The sequence below is a fragment of the Pseudanabaena sp. UWO310 genome, from assembly GCF_006861605.1.
Taxonomy (GTDB): Bacteria; Cyanobacteriota; Cyanobacteriia; order Pseudanabaenales; family Pseudanabaenaceae; genus Pseudanabaena.
On record NZ_SELU01000002.1, the window covers coordinates 36,625 to 55,330 of the forward strand.

The 18,706-nt window shown below is 44.4% G+C and carries 8 protein-coding genes; all 8 read right to left on the reverse strand.

All coding sequences use genetic code 11. From position 1 onward, the window contains the following. Positions 1-37 precede the first annotated feature (37 nt). Positions 38-1,861 carry a DNA repair protein RecN gene (gene recN, locus PseudUWO310_RS01275; RefSeq protein WP_142598371.1) on the reverse strand — a complete coding sequence of 608 codons (1,824 nt, stop codon included), beginning with the start codon at positions 1,859-1,861 and terminating at the stop codon, positions 38-40. A 104-nt stretch (positions 1,862-1,965) separates the two neighbouring features. Next, the gene (locus PseudUWO310_RS01280; protein WP_142598372.1) at positions 1,966-8,241 is read right to left on the reverse strand and encodes a response regulator; all 6,276 of its coding nucleotides are present in this window, start codon (positions 8,239-8,241) and stop codon (positions 1,966-1,968) included. Positions 8,242-8,296: 55 nt separating this feature from the next. Further along, positions 8,297-10,654, reverse strand: coding sequence for a methyl-accepting chemotaxis protein (locus PseudUWO310_RS01285; protein ID WP_142598373.1), 2,358 nt, complete (start codon positions 10,652-10,654; stop codon positions 8,297-8,299). Positions 10,655-10,791: 137 nt separating this feature from the next. Further along, positions 10,792-11,319, reverse strand: a complete 528-nt coding sequence (locus PseudUWO310_RS01290; RefSeq protein ID WP_009625281.1) for a chemotaxis protein CheW — start codon at positions 11,317-11,319, stop codon at positions 10,792-10,794. Between the two features lie 212 nt (positions 11,320-11,531). Next, a complete protein-coding gene (locus tag PseudUWO310_RS01295) occupies positions 11,532-11,900 on the reverse strand; it encodes a response regulator transcription factor (RefSeq protein ID WP_009625282.1) in 369 nt (122 codons plus the stop codon). Positions 11,901-12,423: 523 nt separating this feature from the next. Continuing rightward, entirely contained in the window at positions 12,424-13,947 is a 1,524-nt protein-coding gene (locus PseudUWO310_RS01300; protein WP_142598374.1) for a YifB family Mg chelatase-like AAA ATPase, read from the reverse strand. Between the two features lie 855 nt (positions 13,948-14,802). Then, the gene (locus PseudUWO310_RS01305) at positions 14,803-15,135 is read right to left on the reverse strand and encodes a hypothetical protein (protein WP_142598375.1); all 333 of its coding nucleotides are present in this window, start codon (positions 15,133-15,135) and stop codon (positions 14,803-14,805) included. 1,023 nt (positions 15,136-16,158) lie between these two features. Next, a complete protein-coding gene (locus PseudUWO310_RS01310) occupies positions 16,159-18,597 on the reverse strand; it encodes an HD family phosphohydrolase (RefSeq protein ID WP_142598376.1) in 2,439 nt (812 codons plus the stop codon). Between the last annotated feature and the right edge of the window lie 109 nt (positions 18,598-18,706).

Genomic DNA, 18,706 nt, shown 5'->3' on the forward strand with positions numbered 1-18,706 from the left:
TTTGGTTAATCTGGTCTTCGAGAGGGAAGGGGGGAATCTATTGCTCAGATTTGATGGCGGCAGCCTGTTCTAGCAACGATTCGGCAAAGGCGATCGCTTGAGCCGCAGCGTTGGCAAATTCTTTGCTAGGGCTTTTGCCGTTGTTTTTTTTCTTGATTTCTTTCCTTGCCTGCGTCTCTGAACTTTCTTCAACCGTCATACCCGAAGCAATCTGCGCCAGTTCCTGTTTGCGCTCTTCCAACTCCAACAGGCGGATTTGTACTTGCGTGCGATCGGCTACGATTTGTTTGTTGACATGAAAGTGGCGATCGGCGATCGCCGCAATTAGCGGCTGGTGGGTAACGCAGAGAATCTGAGCGCTGCGGCTCAACTGCCATAGTTGGGTGGCGATCGCCTGAGCGACCCGACCCGATACTCCTGCATCGATCTCGTCAAATACCATCGTACCGACATGGGCATGGGCAAAGGTATCGGGGAGGGATTGAGCATCGTTGCTTTTCTGGCGCACAAAACAAGTTTTGAGGGCTAAAAGAAATCGACTCATTTCCCCACCCGAGGCTGTCTCTGCTAGTGGTTGTAAGGGTTCGCCAAGATTCGGACTGAACTCAAATACAATGCGATCGCTACCTAGAGCTGTCGGTTCGCTCGGATATATGCCCACTTGAAAGCGAACTTTTTCCATTGCCAACATTTTTAAGGCTTCGATTTGGGCTTTTTCTAGAGCAACGGCTGCTTGATTGCGTAGATCCGTGAGCTTTTTGCAAGCCTTGAGCAAAGCCTGCAAATCCGCTTCAGCTTTACGTTCTAAATCTTCTATGGAAATACTGCGATCAGTTAGTTCGGCGAGTTCATTTTGCAATTTTTGGGTATAGGCGATCGCCTCAGGGAGCGTGCCATACTTGCGACAAATATGTTTGATCTGATTAATTCGCTGTTCGATTATTTCCAATTGTTCGGGATCTGATTCCAGACGATTGGTGTAATTATTGATTTGCCGTCCTGCCTCTTCTACTTGGGCGAGGGCGCTCGAAACTAATTCGAGGATTCCCACTGCTTCGCGATCGAGGGCGACCATTTCCGTAAGGGTTGACTCCGCTTGCCCCAATAGGTCGGCACAGGCATTACCAAGATCATTCTGATAGATGGCTTCATAGACCGCATAGCCATGCTTTTGTAATTCCACGCTGTGGGCGAGACGTTGGCGATCGCCTTCTAGTTGTTCTAACTCTTCGGGATCTCCTAGATTTGCAGCTTCCAGTTCCTTTAACTGATACTGCAACATATCAAGGTGTTGTAAACGATTGCGTTCGTTTTGTTGTCTTTCTAATAAAGCTTTGCGCGATCGCTCTTTTATTTCAAATAGTCTGGCAACTTTTTGCCGTTGTGAAAATAAAGCCTGCTGGGAGATCCGATCACCAAAGCTATCCAGCCATTCTCGCTGTTGTGTAGCTTGACTGAGCAAAATGGTCTGCCCCTGCGCGGTAATTTCGACAAGGCGATCGCGTAGTTCTTGAATTTGTTGCTTATTGACAACCACGCCATTAACACGGGTGCGATTGCTGCGGACTGTAATCTCGCGGCTACAGACGAGCGTGTCAGCATCTAGGGCATCAATTTCCTGTAGCTCTAGCCATTGCGCGATCGCTTGATTTGTAGAAAAAGTTGCTTCGATATTGGCTCGCTCGGAGCCAGTTCTAAGCATCCGCGCCGATACCTTACCTCCAAGCGCCGCATCTAGAGCATCTAAGACGATTGATTTACCCGCACCTGTTTCTCCAGTGAGAATATTCAATCCCGCATATAGCTCTAGCTCGAGGCGATCAATCAGAGCAAAATTTTCGATTTTGAGACTCAGCAACATAGGTTTTTCTTATCATGCCCTTACCCTTGTTTTCCTTCCCGTAAGCCTAGGAGAAAACTTGATTTCCCACTTCCGCAGCATAGGATAGGGAGAAGGACTGTATTTTAGATCGGCAAGGTTTCTCCATTTAAAAGACGTTTGGATGCACTTAGTAATTCTTCTTCGAGATAGGGCTTAGTGAAGTATCCCTTTGCTCCTAGTTGAATGGCTGACTGACGGTGGCGATCGGCTCCGCGCGAGGTTAACATCGCGACAGGAATCTCCTTGAGTCGGGAATCCTTCTGCAATCTTGAGAGCAGATCCAATCCATCCATCCGTGGCATTTCAATATCACAGAAGATCATATCGCAGGGCAGCCCAGCACGGAGTTTTTCCCAAGCGTCTTGCCCGTCTTTTGCCTGTTCGACGCGATAGCCCACCTTCGCAAACGTTAAGGACAGTAGTTCGCGTACCGTAATCGAATCGTCAACAATGAGTACGGTCGGATCGACGGCAACATCTTCTTCCACGGTTGGCTGAATTGTTGCGCCAGAGGTGGAAGGACGCAACCTACCGCTAGCGATATCGAATAGTTCTAAAACGTTAGCGATCGCCATAACGCGACCATCCCCAAGCACCGTTGCACCTGCAATTCCCGCAGGTTGGGGAATGGGACCTTCTAACTGTTTAATTACGATCTCGTATTCACCGAGGAATTGATCGACCTGTAGGGCGAGGTAGCTCGTATCGTTGCGAAGAATGATAATGCAGAGTTCGTCGTTTTCCTGCTTACCATAGATGCTGCTGCGGCTGAGATGGCGGCTGTAGGAGAGCAGGTTCGAGAGATGCTGGAATGGCAAAACCGTATCGCGCCAAGGTAAGCAGGGCTGTCCTTTTTCGTTAAGAACGATTTGACTTTGTGGTACTTCCACCATATCCTCAAAGCCGTCAACGGGGAAGGCAATCCTCGCGCGATCGCTAATGCAGAACATCGCCTTGGAAATACTTAAGGTCAACGGCAAGCGAATGGTAAAGGTGGTTCCCTTGCCAATTACCGATTCTACGATAATGACACCCCGAATATCATCAAGACAGGTTTTGACTACGTCCAGCCCAACGCCGCGCCCTTTAAATTCATCGGCTTGAGCCGCCGTACTAAAGCCTGCTTCAAACAGCAGCGCATAAACCTCAGTATCGTTAAGGCGATCAACTTCAGCTTGCGATCGCACTCCCTTAGAAACAGCACTTTTCTTCACCCGATCGGGACTGATCCCCGCGCCATCGTCGCTAATAGAAATGACGGTTTGGTTACCTTGGTGATAGGCGCGTACCGTTAATCGACCAGTTGCCGATTTCCCTGCCGCTTGACGGGTGGCGGGATCTTCTAAACCATGGTCGATCGCATTGTTGACAAGGTGGGTAAGTGGGTCGGTCAAGGATTCTAAAATCGCTTTGTCGATCAGGGTTTCCCGCCCAAAGATCTCTAATTCGGCTTGTTTGCCAGTTTTAAGGGCGCGATCGCGAATACCTCTTGGTAGGCGATCGGCAATCTGCGCGAAGGGAACCATGCGTGATTGCTTGAGGTCATCTTGGACTTGGGTGGTAATCGTTCCCAACTGACGGGTTACCTGATCCGTTTCCCCCACCACGAACTCAATGTCGGAAGCAGATTCGCGAACTCGGACAATTAACTCAATGATTTCCTGCGAGAGGACGTGGAAGGTGTTGTAGCGATCGAACTCAATGCCTTCAAAGTCATTGCTAACCGAACTATTCGAGTTTGCGCCGTCATTGGCATAGGAAGTCTCAAAACTACTGTAAGAACGACCTCTTCCCGCAGTTAAGGAAGCTTCAAGTAAGGAGCGATCGTACTGATCCCGCATTCTTTGGGATACGTCGCTCAGTAATTGCACTTGATGTAACAAATTGGTAATGAACTGCTGTAGTCTCTCTTGATCCTGCTCCAACAGATTACGGTTGACAACCAGTTCCCCAACTAGGTTATTTAAACTATCGAGATACTTGACATCAACACGCATAGTCGTATCGGTCAACCTCTGCTTACGGGTAGTCGTAGGAGGTCGCACGGGAGCTTTAGTTTTGATTGGGCCAACATCCTTCGCAAATGCTGACTGAAGCATATTTTCCAATTCGTCAAAGTCATCGGCAGGCTTTGAAGGTACAGGAGGTATGGAGGTGAAATTGTTAGCGCCGTTTGTTTCCGCATCGATGGTATCCGCATCGCTCAGAAGTGCTTCTAGGGCATCAAAATCCATATCATCATTGTCAGGACTGTCGGGACTGACCACATTTTGATGACTCCTTGGTACATTGATAGAGGGAGTTACTTGACTAGCACCATTACTATTAATAGAGTTAATAGAACTACTGAATTGATCGGGCTGCTCACTATTTAAGCCCTCATCTGCAATATTAATAGAACTGCCAATCATGGCTTCTAAGTCATCGAAGTCAAAGTTGTCATCAATTCCATTGAGTTCTTCTGGTGGCAATTGATTCTCAGGTTCTAAGATGGGCTTTGCCTGAGAATCTTGGGTGAGAGGATAATCTAAGCCTAAATCATCTTGATTCAAATCAGAGAGAGGATCAGACTCATCAAAAACTATCGACTCGTCAATCGCCAAATCGCTACTCACGATTTCTTCAATGGATAGCGAATTATCTTCTATTTCATCATTACCTTGAAAGAAATCTACTAGGTTGTCAATGGTGGTAGTGGCAGTGCTTGGACTGTCAACTTCGAGATCGATGTCTTCTTGAGTTGTCAAGTTGGCTTCTATGGACTCTAATTCAAAGTCTTGAAATTCCTTATCTAACGCGCTATCTAATGCACCATCCAGCGCATTTGTTAAATCGGCAAATTCATCGCTTTGTGTCAGTTCTCTATTGTCATCGAAATCGAAGTCACTTTCCAATACCGTTAAGTCTTCTTCTCTAGCATTAACAAATAAATCTGCCAAGTCAGAGCTGTCTGTAAGTGACTCTTCAGCGATTAACTCTTCAGCGATTAACTCTTCAGCGATTAACTCTTCAGAAAAGGGCGCGATCGCTAAATCGACAGGACTTTCTACAGGTACGTCTTCATTCGTTACCATGTCTAAGAAGTCTAAATTGACATCCTCAGATTCCCCAAAATCTACAAATTCCTGTTGATTTAAGTCTTGAGGCTCTTCCGCTACGTCAAAGAAATCGCCAAGATCGTCAGTACTGGTGATGCTCTCAGCATAGCTAGCTAAATGGCGATCGTCTAGTTCATCGTTAATTTCATCATTAAATTCACCATTAATTTCATCATTAATATTGTGACTAGATGCAATTGCAGGGCTTTCGGATTCAGCAAAAAAATCAGCTAAGGATTCCGAATCACTGATTTCCTCTGCTACGTCATCTTCATAACTTAGTTCCTTGCTGGTGAAGGTAATGTCTTCGAGCTGTTCAGAGCGATCCAGAAATTCATCAGGATCGCCATTAATACTAAATTCTTGCTCAGCACGATCGACAGTAATATCGCCAAGATCTCCAATAGATTCAGAGCTAATAGATTCGGAACTGAGTTCCGAATTAACAAAGAAATCATCATCTAGTTGCTCGGATTGATCTAGCTGACTAAAGTTATCTTCTGTGCGATCACCCAAATCTTGTGCTGGCTCGTCCGTGGGAATATCATCTACCAAAGGATCGGCGGCGAGAGAACTATCGAAAGAGTTGTTAGCTGCAAAGAAATCATCTAAATTGTCGTCGCTATCCAACTGGCTAAATTCATCAATGGCATCAGAAAGATTAGATATCTCATTATGATCAGCATTATTGGCTGATTCCATAAAGAAGTCCTCTAGGCCCTCTTCGCTACTAATATCATCGGTAACATCAGTGTCTATAGCATCAGCACTATCGGTATTAATAGCATCAAAGAAGTTCTCTAAGCCCTCTTCACTACTAATATCATCGGTAATATCAGTGTCTATAGCATCAGCACTATCGGTACTAATACCATCAAAGAAATTCTCTAAGCCCTCTTCACTACTAATATCATCGTTACTAGTAGCATCGATATTGTTAGCATTGACAGTTTCACTTAAATTCGTGATTGCTTGATTCGTATCATCTAAATCGGAAATGCCTGCAAAGAAGCCACCCAGATCTTCGTTAGTTTCTTCATCCATCGATGTTGAAGAGTCATGACTTCTAACATCTTCTTTGAATGTTACTGATTCATCCAACTCATCACTATCGAAGCCGAGTTCGTCAAATATCTTTAATCCAGTAGTATCGAGGGGATCAGTGTCATTGCTCTGCAATTTTGCCTCTTGAGGAGGCTCAGATGTGGAATCACCTAACAAAACTCCATCAAGATTTTCATCAATTGCAAAGGGATCCTCCAGTAAGGTCATCCCTTCTTCAGAAAAAGTCAAAGCAAATGGCTCTATAGAACCATCATCATCATTACCATTCGCAAGGGCATTTTCCTGTCTGGCAATCTCGGCAAAATATTCTTCACTAGAGAGAGAGTCGGATTCATCCTGAGCATCAATCATAAGATTATGATCGCTAAGATAGCTATCGCTAAGATCGTCTAATTGCTCAGCAGATGATTCTGATAAATCGTAAAAATCGATATCATCAGTATTAATCTCACTAATGTTAATGTCATCAAATAGGTCAATCTGATCGATTTGGTCAAGGCGATCGCTAGTTGGTAGGTTATTCTCGATTTGAGGATTGTCGTTTTGCTCTAAAAGATCTAACCCTAAGTCCCTATCAAACTGCTCATCTTGATCGGTGGCCTTGCCAAAATCATTGCTAAATAGCTCCTCTATACTCGCTTGACTTGTTCGAGCATCTTCAGCATCTGTCTCAAATTCTGAGAAGTTATCAGTAACTTGGTTTAATGCACCGTCTAGATCGTCTGGGAAGAGGGAGTCTTCAGATGGGAAGAGGGAGTCCTCAGATTCTTCAGCCCTAATTTCAGCAGTTGAGTCTTCCGTGGAAAAATCACCAAACAATTGATCGATGCTAGATTCCTTATTATTTAAATTGGGGATTGTCTCATCATCATTACTAGAAGCATTGCCAAGTAGGTCAGCAAAATCATCGCGATTGTCAGATGAGCTTGTGACTCCTTGGTTTGACATATTTGTTTCATTGGATTCGATGTCTTCCCAAGCAGCATCAAAGTCAATGTCGTCGTTTTCAAAGAGAATTGCCAAGGACTTCAACTCTGAAGCCCCTACTTTTGGTCCATCAATATGTTGATTTTCGGCGACCTCATATTCACCATCCATCCAATCTATCTGATCGATTTGGCTTTCATTGACCTCAGACAGATCGAATATTTCTTCATTGACTTCACTAGTATCATCGGCAAACAGATCGATATCAATGGGATTGAGGTCGCGAGCTATATTGTCATGATCGGCAATCGACCGATCCTCAGCTATGGGCTCGTCATCAAAATCAATATCTCCAGAGGCAGTCGTGAAGATTGTGCTGACCTCGTCATCTTCTGGTTCAGAAAATCTATAGGGCAATAGACTTTGAATCTGGGAGGAGACCGCAATTTCTGCTTCGCGATTATCAAGTACTAAATCCTGAGCTTCCTTTAATTCTCTAATTAAAATTGGCGCGAGGGTTCTGTAGGAGTTATTAGGCTGAGCGATCGCATTTTTAATCTGGATGACCAAATTAGTCCAATTTCGCAGATCAAAGTTATTGCCAACTTCTTGAAAATAATTGCAAACCGTTTGTAACTGCGATCGGCTTTCAGGCGTATCCGCCGAGCGGAATAGTTGCAACATATCTCGCATTTTGGTCGTAACTTCCTTTTGAAATATCGACCTTTGGGAGACAATATCGGGTTGCTCTATGGGAGCAACTGCTTTTTCTGGAACTTTTTGACTAGACGTTTGGGTAGGTGCTTGGGCAGGTGTTTGGGTAGATACTTCACCATCTACCTCGGTGACTAACTGATTGAGATAGGCTTCTAACTCGGCAAATACAGGCTTAACACGATTATTGGTTTCAGCAGTTAGCTCGTCGGATATTTTGTAACCCCCTTGCAATTCTTCAAGGAGTTCTGACAGAGGATCGAAACCAGCCAGTAGCAAGCTTTTTAAGCGCTCGTCAACATTTATCTGTGAATTTTCCTTGAGGATCTTGAAAAAGTCTTCTAAGCGGTGGGCTACATGCTGGATGCTCCCCACACCCAACATGGCAGCTCCTCCCTTAATCGAATGCGCTGCCCGAAAAAGTTCGTTAATTGATTCGGAATCATCTAGGATTTCTTGCAAGTTTAAAACGCCTTGCTCAATTGTTTGAAGATGTTCTCGGGCTTCTTCGATGAAGTAACCCATGATGCGCTGCTGTTGTTGTTCCGAGTTCATGACAGAATCCTCTCAAAGATTAGGGTGTGAGTAGCTAGAGCTAGAGGTAATAATCCTAACGACCTCCCGTTGTTTTATCACCCGAATCAACGCGGAATCGTTCTACTGAATCCTGTAGACTGCGTGCAACACCTACTAGATTTTGTAGAGAGGCTGACACCCGCTGAGACTCTTGCGAAGTTTCTTGGGCAGTCAACTCAACTGATTGCATAACTTGCGATACGGTTCTTGATGTCTCGGTTTGTTTGACCGTATCTTCGGTAATTGATAGCACGAGGGTTTCGATGCGATGGGAAACTTGGATAATATCGGTAAGGGACTGGCGGGCTTGTTCAGCACGTTTTGTACCATCGATAACCTGTTGAGTACCAACTTCCATCGCTTGTTGCACATTACTGGTTTCACTCTGAATTTGCAATACGATCTGTTCGATTTCTTTAGAAGCTTTTGCCGCCCGATCCGCTAATTGGCGTACTTCATCCGCAACGATCGCGAAGCCTCTTCCCGCGTCACCTGCCCGTGCTGCTTCAATACTAGCGTTAAGCGCGAGTAAGTTGGTACGGGAAGCAATTTGGGAAATCAAACCAACGATCTTGGAAATTTCCTGCGAAGATTCGCCCAAACGCTTTACCTTTCTTGTCGTTTCGGCAACCGTTTCGCGAATGTCCAGAATACCTGCTACGGTACGTTCTACCGCGTCACCGCCCTTAATCGCAGTCTCAGAGGCGAGCTTAGCAACCTGATCGGCTTCACGGGCGCTCTCGGCTACCCGTTGAATGGATTCGGTCATCATCTGTACTGAATTTAAGGTCACGCTCAATTCTTCGGCTTGCCGCAATGCGTCCGATGACAAACTGCGGGCAAATGCTTCGTTTTCGCGGGAGCTTTCGTTTACCTGACGCGCCGCAATTTTTACTTGGTTAACGATCTCGCGCAGGTTTTGAATGGTCAGGTTAAAGGAGTCCGCCACCGCGCCGAGTACGTCAGCGGTTACCTCAGCCTGTACGGTCAAGTCACCTCTTGCCGCGCCTTCTACGTCATCAAGTAAACGAATTACCTGACGCTGTAGATCTTCTTTAGCCTGTTCTTGCTCGGCAGCTTTCCGTTGCGCTTCATTGGTGTTAGATACAATCGATTGAATCATTTGGTTAAAGCTAGCTGCCAATCTACCAAACTCATCTTCGCTGTAAACCACTGCACGGGGGCTCATATCGCCGCGAATTACGGCTTCAAACTGCGCTTGCAAGTTGGTGGTCGATTGGTCAATTAGTCGGGTGGAACGTTTGCCCAAGCCCCAAGCGATCGCACCACTTGCTAGGGCGGCGGCTCCAGCCATCATCCACCCAGTATTGCGCACCTGTTCCCGTTGTCCTTGGTCTTTGATCGTGCCTGTTGCAAAATTAGTAACCACACCTGCGGCGACCATAGCCACTACGCCTGCGGCGATCGCGGTGACTAGCCCTTTAGTTTTGAGGGGCATATTGTCAAAGGGAGAAAACAATCCACCTTGGTCGGAGGCTTCGGTGACAATATCCACGCCACCACGCTTGGCTCCAACGGGCGTATTGATATTCCCCAGCCCAAATAGCTCTGCTTCATTTTCTGATTGGTTAAACCTTGCAGTCGCGATGTCCTGACTGGCTACCGAGGTGGTATTACGACTAGAAGAGGTAGTAAAGTCCTGACCGCCAAAATCACTTAGCGATCGGTCAGACACCATCTGAGTTGCATCGGATTCGCCGAAAGAACTTGAAAAAGATGACTCACTAATATCATCAAAGTCATCAAATTCATCCATAAAGACTACATCGGTATCGGCGTTTAGGCTACCCGAGGGGCTACTGGGTTTATAGCTAGAACTAAATCCCGAGTCACCCGTAATTTGAGTTTCTGCACCATAGCTATACTGGTTAGAGCCATTCAGTGAAGAGTTAGAGCTAAAATCCTCAAAATCAAAATCTTCTGAACTCCCCGAACCACTACTTTGTCCACCACTGTCATTACTTGACCAAGAACCCTGCATATAGGTGGATTGGTTTGACTGGTTATATCGATTGCTTTCGTAACCGTACTGGTTACTACTAAAATCATCGTTAGCGCTTCCTAAGGCTCCAAGATTGTAACTATCATCATTGATATCTAATCTTTCTTTAGCCGCCGCAATACCACTATGGGCATACTCCAAAATTGAATTGTCGTCAGTTAGCTGCAAAACCGTTTGGTATTCGCCAATTGAATCCTGATAGCGCTCTAGGGCGAGATTGATATGGGCATGGAGTAAACGATACATCGGATCGCTAGGGCAAGCTTTAACAAGCTCTTGTGTCAATTTCCCAGCTTGATTGTAGTCTCCCTGCATGTAGGCTAAGGAAGCTTTTTCGTATTCTTTTTGGTATTGCGTACTAGAGGCCATTTGCTTTCTCCTAAAATCCCTAAAATCTCTGCCATTTGTGCGAAATCATTTTGAAATTACTTTCTTAATATTTTGTGCCTAGCCATGCTTTATGTCATTTACATATAGTGCATCTACATATAGTGCATCGACTTTGCCTAGGATGCCCACCGCGCCGATCTCAAAATATTGACTTGATCTAGCAGTTTTAACGGCTCGCTGTCTTCCATTATCCACTCACCTTTGATAAACGGAGCCATACTGTCAGAGCTATTTCTAGATACATTGAGTTTTGAAGAATCAAGCCAAGCCATTACACCAATCTGCTCTACTGCTAAGCCTAACATCATGCCCTGATCCTCAATGGCAATAATCGAGATTTCGGCTCGATCCGTATTCACGGGAGGAGTTTCTCCCAAGAACTGACCGAGATCGCCTACCCACACTACTCTACCCCGAATATTCACTGTACCTAGCAATAGGGGGGAGACATTAGGCATCGGATTTATGCGATCTGGCGCATATTCTAAAACTTGACTGACCCCAATTGCAGGTAAAGCAAATTCAATTCCAGAAGCTACAAAAAATCTTAAATGCAGCTCACCCTCTGGAGCTTCAATACCTTGATCGAAGTCAGTTGCTTGATCCTGTCCGATGCCAGGGAAGAATTCTTGGTTTCCTACCATAATTTGAGGATCTCTACCTTGCAAAATAGCAATTTTTAATAGCGAGTCTAGGAAGTCTTACATATTTTCAAAATTTGGAAAAAAACTTTGAAAATAAAACCTTGGAAATAAAACATCGAAAAATATTGAAAAAATCTTAAGGTATTGATGTTAACCAACAGCCCTTAAATAATCAAGAATTGTTCATAGTTTTAGCATTCTTCGTGAAATTATTAAGTTTTTCGTAATAACTGTTTTACAGTGCCAACTAACTCTTGAGGCTGAAAGGGCTTAGCTATATAGGCATCAGCCCCTTGCTTCATTCCCCAATAGCGATCAAATTCTTCACCCTTTGACGAACACATCACGACAGGAACGCGCTCGGTTTTGGGATCGGTTTTAATGCGACGGCATAGCTCATAGCCATTCATGCGGGGCATGACAATGTCCATGACGACGATATCTGGGCAACTACCTTGCATTTGCTCAAGAGCCTCTACACCATCGCCTGCTGTCTTAACATTTAGACCACTGCCTTTAAGTAAGTCCTCAATCATTTCTCTCTGTGTCACGCTGTCTTCAACCACCAGAACTGTACTCATACATGAATGCCCCGATAGGATTCTTCCACTAGCAACTCACCAAACGAATATATTAGGGTTAAATGATTGGCATTGTGCTTTGCCCATCTTAATTTTAAGTTAGCGGTTAATTTTTTATCTAACTGTTCATATCTTAGTCTTCTCCTTTCTAGAGATTTAGATTAGAGCCGAAAGTCAAGTCACAAAATAGCACGTATAGTGCTTTGTGCCCTCATTAAAGCCAAAGAATTTTTATTCATCTTGTGAAATCAGACTTTTCCCGATCGCCATCGATATTAACTGTATTAATACCAATTTCCAAAATGGCAACGCCATTTTGGAAATCTCCAAACCTTACTGGGTTTAGTTTTTAATTCACAAAAGTGTTGTCACACTTTCGTGAATTGGTATAACGTCAGTTCGGGTTAAGCTAGCAAATTGTAAAAGCCCAAGAGTAAAAGCCTTGCTACGCAAGGCTTTTACTCTTGGGCGTTGAGAAAGGGTTTGCGTAGCAAACCCTTTCTCAACGCCCGTTTCAAAATTTTTAAGTAACTCGATCAAGGGTGCGGTATTGAACCGCTTCCGCGACATGGGCAAGCTGAATGTTTTCGGCATGGGCGAGATCGGCGATCGTTCGGGATACTTTGAGGATCCTGTCTGTGGCTCTGGCTGATAAACCCAAACGCTTAATGGCGGTTTCTAAAAGCTCCCGCGAAGAATGATCCAGTACGCACCATTGGCGTAGATGTCTAGATTGCATCTGAGCGTTACAGTTGATTTTTATTTCTTGCTGAAACCGACTCTGTTGAATTTTTCGCGATGCTTGTACTCTCTCTTTAACGGCACTGGAGCCCTCCCCTTCAGGCGATCGCGTCATTTCTTCGGGTTTGAGCCGAGCAACTGTTACCTGTAGATCGATGCGATCCATTAGAGGTCCAGAGAGCTTTGCCCAATATTGTTCGCGCTGTCGTGGCGTACAAGTACAGGGCTGCACCGAGTCGCCATAATATCCGCACTGGCAAGGGTTTGTACTAGCGATCAAGGTAAATTGCGCTGGAAAGGTAACCGATTGACGGGTGCGGGAAATACTGACAAATCCATCCTCTAGAGGCTGGCGCAAAAATTCTAGGACATCCCGCTTAAATTCTGTTAGCTCGTCCAAAAAAAGTACTCCGTTCGTGGCAAGGGTAATTTCTCCAGGACGGGGAAAGCTACCGCCACCGACTAGGGATGGACCTGAGGCGGAATGGTGGGGGCTACGAAAGGGGCGATCGCTGACAAGTCCTTTACCTTTTAATAGTCCCGCAACAGAGTGAATTCTGGTCACTTCTAGGGCTTCATCAAAATTCATGTTGGGCAGAATGCTGGGCAATCGTCTTGCTAAAAGGGTTTTTCCCGATCCCGGAGGTCCGACAAAAATGAGATTATGTCCACCAGCAGCAGCTATTTCGAGAGCGCGGCGGGCATGTTGCTGTCCCTTTACATCTTTCAGATCGAGCTTAAAGTCGCTGTCATGCCATTTCAGTTCAGAATCGATGACCACTGGCTCATATTTGTTGGGATTAGCTAAGAAATCGCCAACTTCAGTAATACTTTGTAAGCCATATACAGCTAGTCCCTTAACTAAGGCTGCTTCTTGGGCATTTTCCTTGGGTACGACGATCCCCATCATCCCTAAACGTTGGGCGGCGGCAGCGATCGGTAAGACTCCTGAGACTGGACGTAGTGAGCCATCAAGGGAAACCTCACCCAAGAATAGATAATCACCTAATAATTGGGGATTAACCTGTTCCGAAGCGGCAAGGATGCCAATACTAATTGGTAGATCGAAAATCGGTCCCTCTTTGCGAAGATCGGCAGGGGTTAAATTAATAACAATCTTTCGCATTGGGAAGGCGAAACCTGCATTTTTGATAGCTGCTTTTACCCGTTCGCGGCTTTCTTGAACTGCGGTATCTGGTAATCCTACTAAAGTGATTCCAGGCAGTCCTCCCGATACATCTACCTCCACCCCCACTTGGATGGCATCGATCCCTAAAATTGCTGCACTCCAAACCCTTGCTAACACGTTTGACCTGTGAAAATTAGGTTTACAAATTCTTAGTTAATAAAGAATATCACAGTAAATTTACGAGTGTAAATTTACTGGGGAGCGACTTAGCAATCGGGATGCTCTGGTTAACCAAAGACCAAGAGTAAAAGCCTTGCTAAGCAAGGCTTTTACTCTTGGTCTTTGAGAAAGGGTTTGCGGAGCAAACCCTTTCTCAAAGCTTGTTTCAAATTATCCCAAACTCACATTAATTAAAATCCAGATCTAAGCCCTGCGGCGAACGCTGCGCGTTCGTCGCAGGGCTTAGGTGTTTATATTTAATCAAGTCCACTTATAGCTGCCGCCAGTTTTGTTAGGACAAAATCAAAACCCCAAAGAGAGTTGCCGCGCAGAGCGCGGCAACTCTCTTTGGGGTTTTATGTCCTGATACAGTTGGCGGAAGCTATATAACAATTCACGAAAGTGTGACAACACTTTTGGGAATTAAAGACCAAACCTAGCTAATTAATACCAAAGCTCAAAATGGCGTAGCCATTTTGAGCTTTGGTATTAATTAGCTGAATACTCAATATAGCAGTCCTAAATCATTTGTAGATTTTTGGGTTTGTGGAAGCGTCCCCCTTTTTTGGGGGACGCTTCCACAAACCATTTAGGATTGCTGTATCACGACTGACTTAGTAATTTTACATATCAGTAATTTTACATCTTTTAAATATTGAATATTGGGATTTAATATTTGGTATTTCTAAAAAAGAGTTAAAAGATTTATACGATAAAGATATTAATTCCTGACTTATTTAGTAGTGAAGATTTGATTGAAGATCTCAAAAATGTAAACAAGAAGATAAATGATTATCGATTTAATTGCCGATCCTAATAGTCTGACAAGCTAAGCGATCGCTCGTGAATATTTTGACCATGCACTTGACCATGCATTTGACCCTGTATATTTTGGAGATCGGTCATTTCTTCGCAGCTGATCTCAATCTTTTCATGCAATGAATCATGTAATGAATCATGCAAAAGTGCATTGAAATTGTTCATCGATTGCCATGACGGTTCAAAGGGATGAGCTGCTAAGCTACATGCCTCCCACGATGGGCTTACAGGAACATCTAATTTTCCACAAAATCCCCCTCTCCGACCTTCAGGACTGTAATGTTGACACAATCGACAAGCTGTAACCGAATTGTCTGAAGAGTTCATAGGTCTTAGTCTGACTTTGCCAAACTTAATATAAAAATCTATTAATAATTAAATTATGTCAGGTTGATAATTGAGGATAAATTGCGCTCAAGTTCATTGTTAGAGGCTATTTCAGCGATCCCCATCCCCGTTTGAATTTAATAATGTCTTAACTGACTTCTGTAATGCTTTGCTAACAATCTTTTTAGGATATTTACAAATGGAAATCAAACGCTTTAATAATTAAGAAAATATAAAAAACAATAAAAATGCTTTACTTGGTATCCAAGTGAGTATTTATACGCAGTATTTATGTGTGGTATTTATGTGTGGTATTTATACGCAGTATTTGTATTCAGCATTTATATTTAGTATTTAAAAATAATTTCTTTTTTATCTATCGTAACGAAAGAGTTATTTAGAATGTAAACCCCTAAAAGACAAGTTACGGTGCTTCGCGCCGTAACTTGTCTTTTAGGGGCTTGATTTGTCCTATTATCTTTTTTATTGCTATATCAATGCTTGAGTTAGTTAGGGTAAATTAACCCCCAAAAGATGATTTCTGGAAATTTGTGCTGGCAATCATGCCACTGTTCAGCTAATACCAATTCCTAAAAGTGTGGTTACACTTTTGGGAATTGAAAACCAAACCCAGTAAGGCTTTTAAAATCACAAAATGGCTACGCCATTTTGTGATTTGGTATATAGCTACAGTCACTTGAATTAGGACAAATCAAACCCCAAGAATTGACTGGCGGCGCGAAGCGCCGCCAGTCAATTCTTGGGGTTTATATCCTAGTACATTTGGCGATCGCTATACCAATTCACGAAAGTATGACAACACTTTTGTGAGTTATGCCAATTCCCAAAAGTATGGCTACACTTTTGGGAATTGAAAACCAAACCAAGTAAGGGTTTTAAAATCACAAAATGGCGTAGCCATTTTGTGATTTGGTATTAAACATCAAACCCAGTAAGGTTTTGAGATTCCCAAAATGGCAACGCCATTTTGGGAATTGGTATAAGAGATAGCTAGATGGTTAATTATTTTAAGGCTATCTTTTTGGGAACCGTAGTTTGACTTGCCGATGTTTCTACATTATTGGTTTCGCAAAGATGATCGGGCAAGGCAGAACCCGACGGATCGAGTTTGTTCGCTAGGTTGGGATATTTAATCCTGCCATGATTGCGCTCTTGCCAGACCTTAATAAATACGGGGGCAATACGGTCTAAGTCTTCCCAAGTTAAGGAGCAGTCTTTGAGTTGACCATCATTCCAGCGGGTTTCAAAGATTCTCATAAGCAGGCTCTTGGCGGCTTCGAGGGTGGTGTCTGTTCCAAGCGATCGCAAAGCTGCTTCACAGGCATCAGCCAGCATGACAATTCCCGTTTCGCGAGATTGGGGAATGGGACCAACATAACGAAAATCTGACTCATAGACTCGATCCGATCGCTTTTGGGCTTGGCAATAAAAGTAGGTAATTGCGATCGTTCCCTGATGTTCGGGGATAAAGGCTTGCAGCATTTCAGGAAGGTGATATTTCTGAGCGAGTTTTATGCCGCCTGAAACATGCTCTTTCACAATTTGGGCGCTTTCCCAAGGATCGTTCAGAAGGTCATGGGGATTGGGTTGTCCCATTTGATTTTCAATAAAATACTCTGGGCGCAGGGTTTTACCAATATCGTGATAGAGCGTACCCGTTCTGACTAGAGTAGTATCTGCACCCAGTTCGCGGGCGGCAGCTTCGGCAAGATTAGCTACAAATAATGTATGTTGAAAAGTACCAGGGGTTTCCGTTACCAAGAGGCGCAGCAGGGGGCGATCGAGGTTGGCTAGCTCCGCTAGACGGAATGGAGTTAAGGCGTAGGCAATATGCTCAAGGTAGGGAATTGCGCCGAGGGCAACGATCGCGGCAATGATGCCTCCCGATGCGTACTGAAGTGCAGTAATCGCCATCAGTACGGGGGGAGTCGATCCTGCGATAATCGCGATCGCAATATATACTAATGCTTGCAAAAATCCGACTAAGAGCCCCGTGGCGGCAAGGTGCGATCGCGTTAAAGGGCGATTTGTGATTGCGGCTGCAACAATTGCGCCCACTAATACAGGCGCGAGGGATAATAGATTGGCACTGATAGCGATCGCTAATAAACCTGATATCAGCAAAGTAATTAGGAGTGCTAGCCGCGAACTATAAAAGCTGCCAATAATTAAGCCCATACTCGCTAAGGGCACAAATACGAGCATATTGGGAGCCATAATGACGGTGGCAAGGGTGCTACCCGTACAGACTATGCCTAGCGCTAACAGATCTTTGACATGGAGTTTGACCTTTAGTAAATATTGCCATCGCTGGTTAGCATAGCCAAAGATGCCGAAAGCAAGTGCTGTGGTTAAGGTCAGTAAAACTAACCTTTTAATATTGACCTGTCTTTGGGTCATTTTGAGTTCGTCTAAAATGACAAACTGTCGCTCCGTAATTTTTTCGCCGCCTTTAACGATCAAGTCCCCAACTTGCAGAGCCACTCGCTGAGTTTGGACAGATTCGGAGGCTTTGATCGCTCTTTCGGTTGTACCAACATAGTCAATGGTTAGATTGGGTTTAACTGCGGAACGAATTAGGGCGATCGCCATCATGCGATGATCTTCATTGGTGGGCAGATTGCTCAGATTGGTAAGGCGTTTTAAGAGCATATCGTCGGGCAATCCCGCGACAATGCCTGCGGACTGTACCTCAAGCAAGGCTTGTCGCGTTAGTTTCTTGCAGTTTTCCCATTCCTCATTGGACATTTCTAAGAGGCGATCGCGAAACATTTCGGGACCTTTTGCCGCCTTATCCTGAGTCATCGCATAGGCTCTACGAACCTCAGTTATCTTATTGAGGAGCCTTTGGTAGTCTTGAGGGAGCGCATTGAGTTTATAGGTCGTTAACTCGGCTAAGGCTACGGAAGGTGACTCTTTGTCTCTATTGATTGCACTGGTAATCGCACTTGATATCGAGCCCTGATTGCTAACATTAGTAGCAAGTTTATTGGCTTTATCTTGTAACTGCACCCACTCAGGCTCGGAAATCCTCCTAAGATATCGCTGTACGTCATCGCTAAGAATTTGGCGATCGACATAGGGTAAATTCCCTGATGATATGCGTAAGTTGTCCCCTACCTGCAATAGTTCTTCAAGATGCTTAACAGCACTAGCATCCGACTCAGGATTGCTGCGATAGACAGGAATTACTTGCTGTTTGGCTATTTCCTTAGCCTGTCTAGTTGCTTCGATGTCAGTTGCTTCGATACTTTTAGGCGATCGCAAATCTTGATCGACAAAAGTGCCAATGTCTAACCTCGGCTCAGAATAAAAGCGAATGCTGAGGGAGGAAATTAGGCAAACAAAGGTAATTCCTATAACCGCTCTACCAGACCACTTTCGGGAAATGCGATGGGTCGTTTTAGGGAGCAGAGATGAGTGGTTGGGAGCAATTCCCATAGTTTGATTACTCTAGTTAAAAAGGTTCGTAAGAACAAATGCAGCTTAAATTTATGATTCAGGCGATCTGGCGATCTCATTCAGACTTCTAGATGTACCAGATTTTCAA

Excerpts from the sequence above, each read along its gene's own strand:
- recN (WP_142598371.1), bottom strand. The coding sequence starts at position 1,861 with ATGTTGCTGAGTCTCAAAATCGAAAATTTTGCTCTGATTGATCGCCTC.
- PseudUWO310_RS01280 (WP_142598372.1), bottom strand. The coding sequence starts at position 8,241 with ATGAACTCGGAACAACAACAGCAGCGCATCATGGGTTACTTCATCGAA.
- PseudUWO310_RS01285 (WP_142598373.1), bottom strand. The coding sequence starts at position 10,654 with ATGGCCTCTAGTACGCAATACCAAAAAGAATACGAAAAAGCTTCCTTA.
- PseudUWO310_RS01290 (WP_009625281.1), bottom strand. The coding sequence starts at position 11,319 with ATGGTAGGAAACCAAGAATTCTTCCCTGGCATCGGACAGGATCAAGCA.
- PseudUWO310_RS01295 (WP_009625282.1), bottom strand. The coding sequence starts at position 11,900 with ATGAGTACAGTTCTGGTGGTTGAAGACAGCGTGACACAGAGAGAAATG.
- PseudUWO310_RS01305 (WP_142598375.1), bottom strand. The coding sequence starts at position 15,135 with ATGAACTCTTCAGACAATTCGGTTACAGCTTGTCGATTGTGTCAACAT.
- PseudUWO310_RS01310 (WP_142598376.1), bottom strand. The coding sequence starts at position 18,597 with ATGGGAATTGCTCCCAACCACTCATCTCTGCTCCCTAAAACGACCCAT.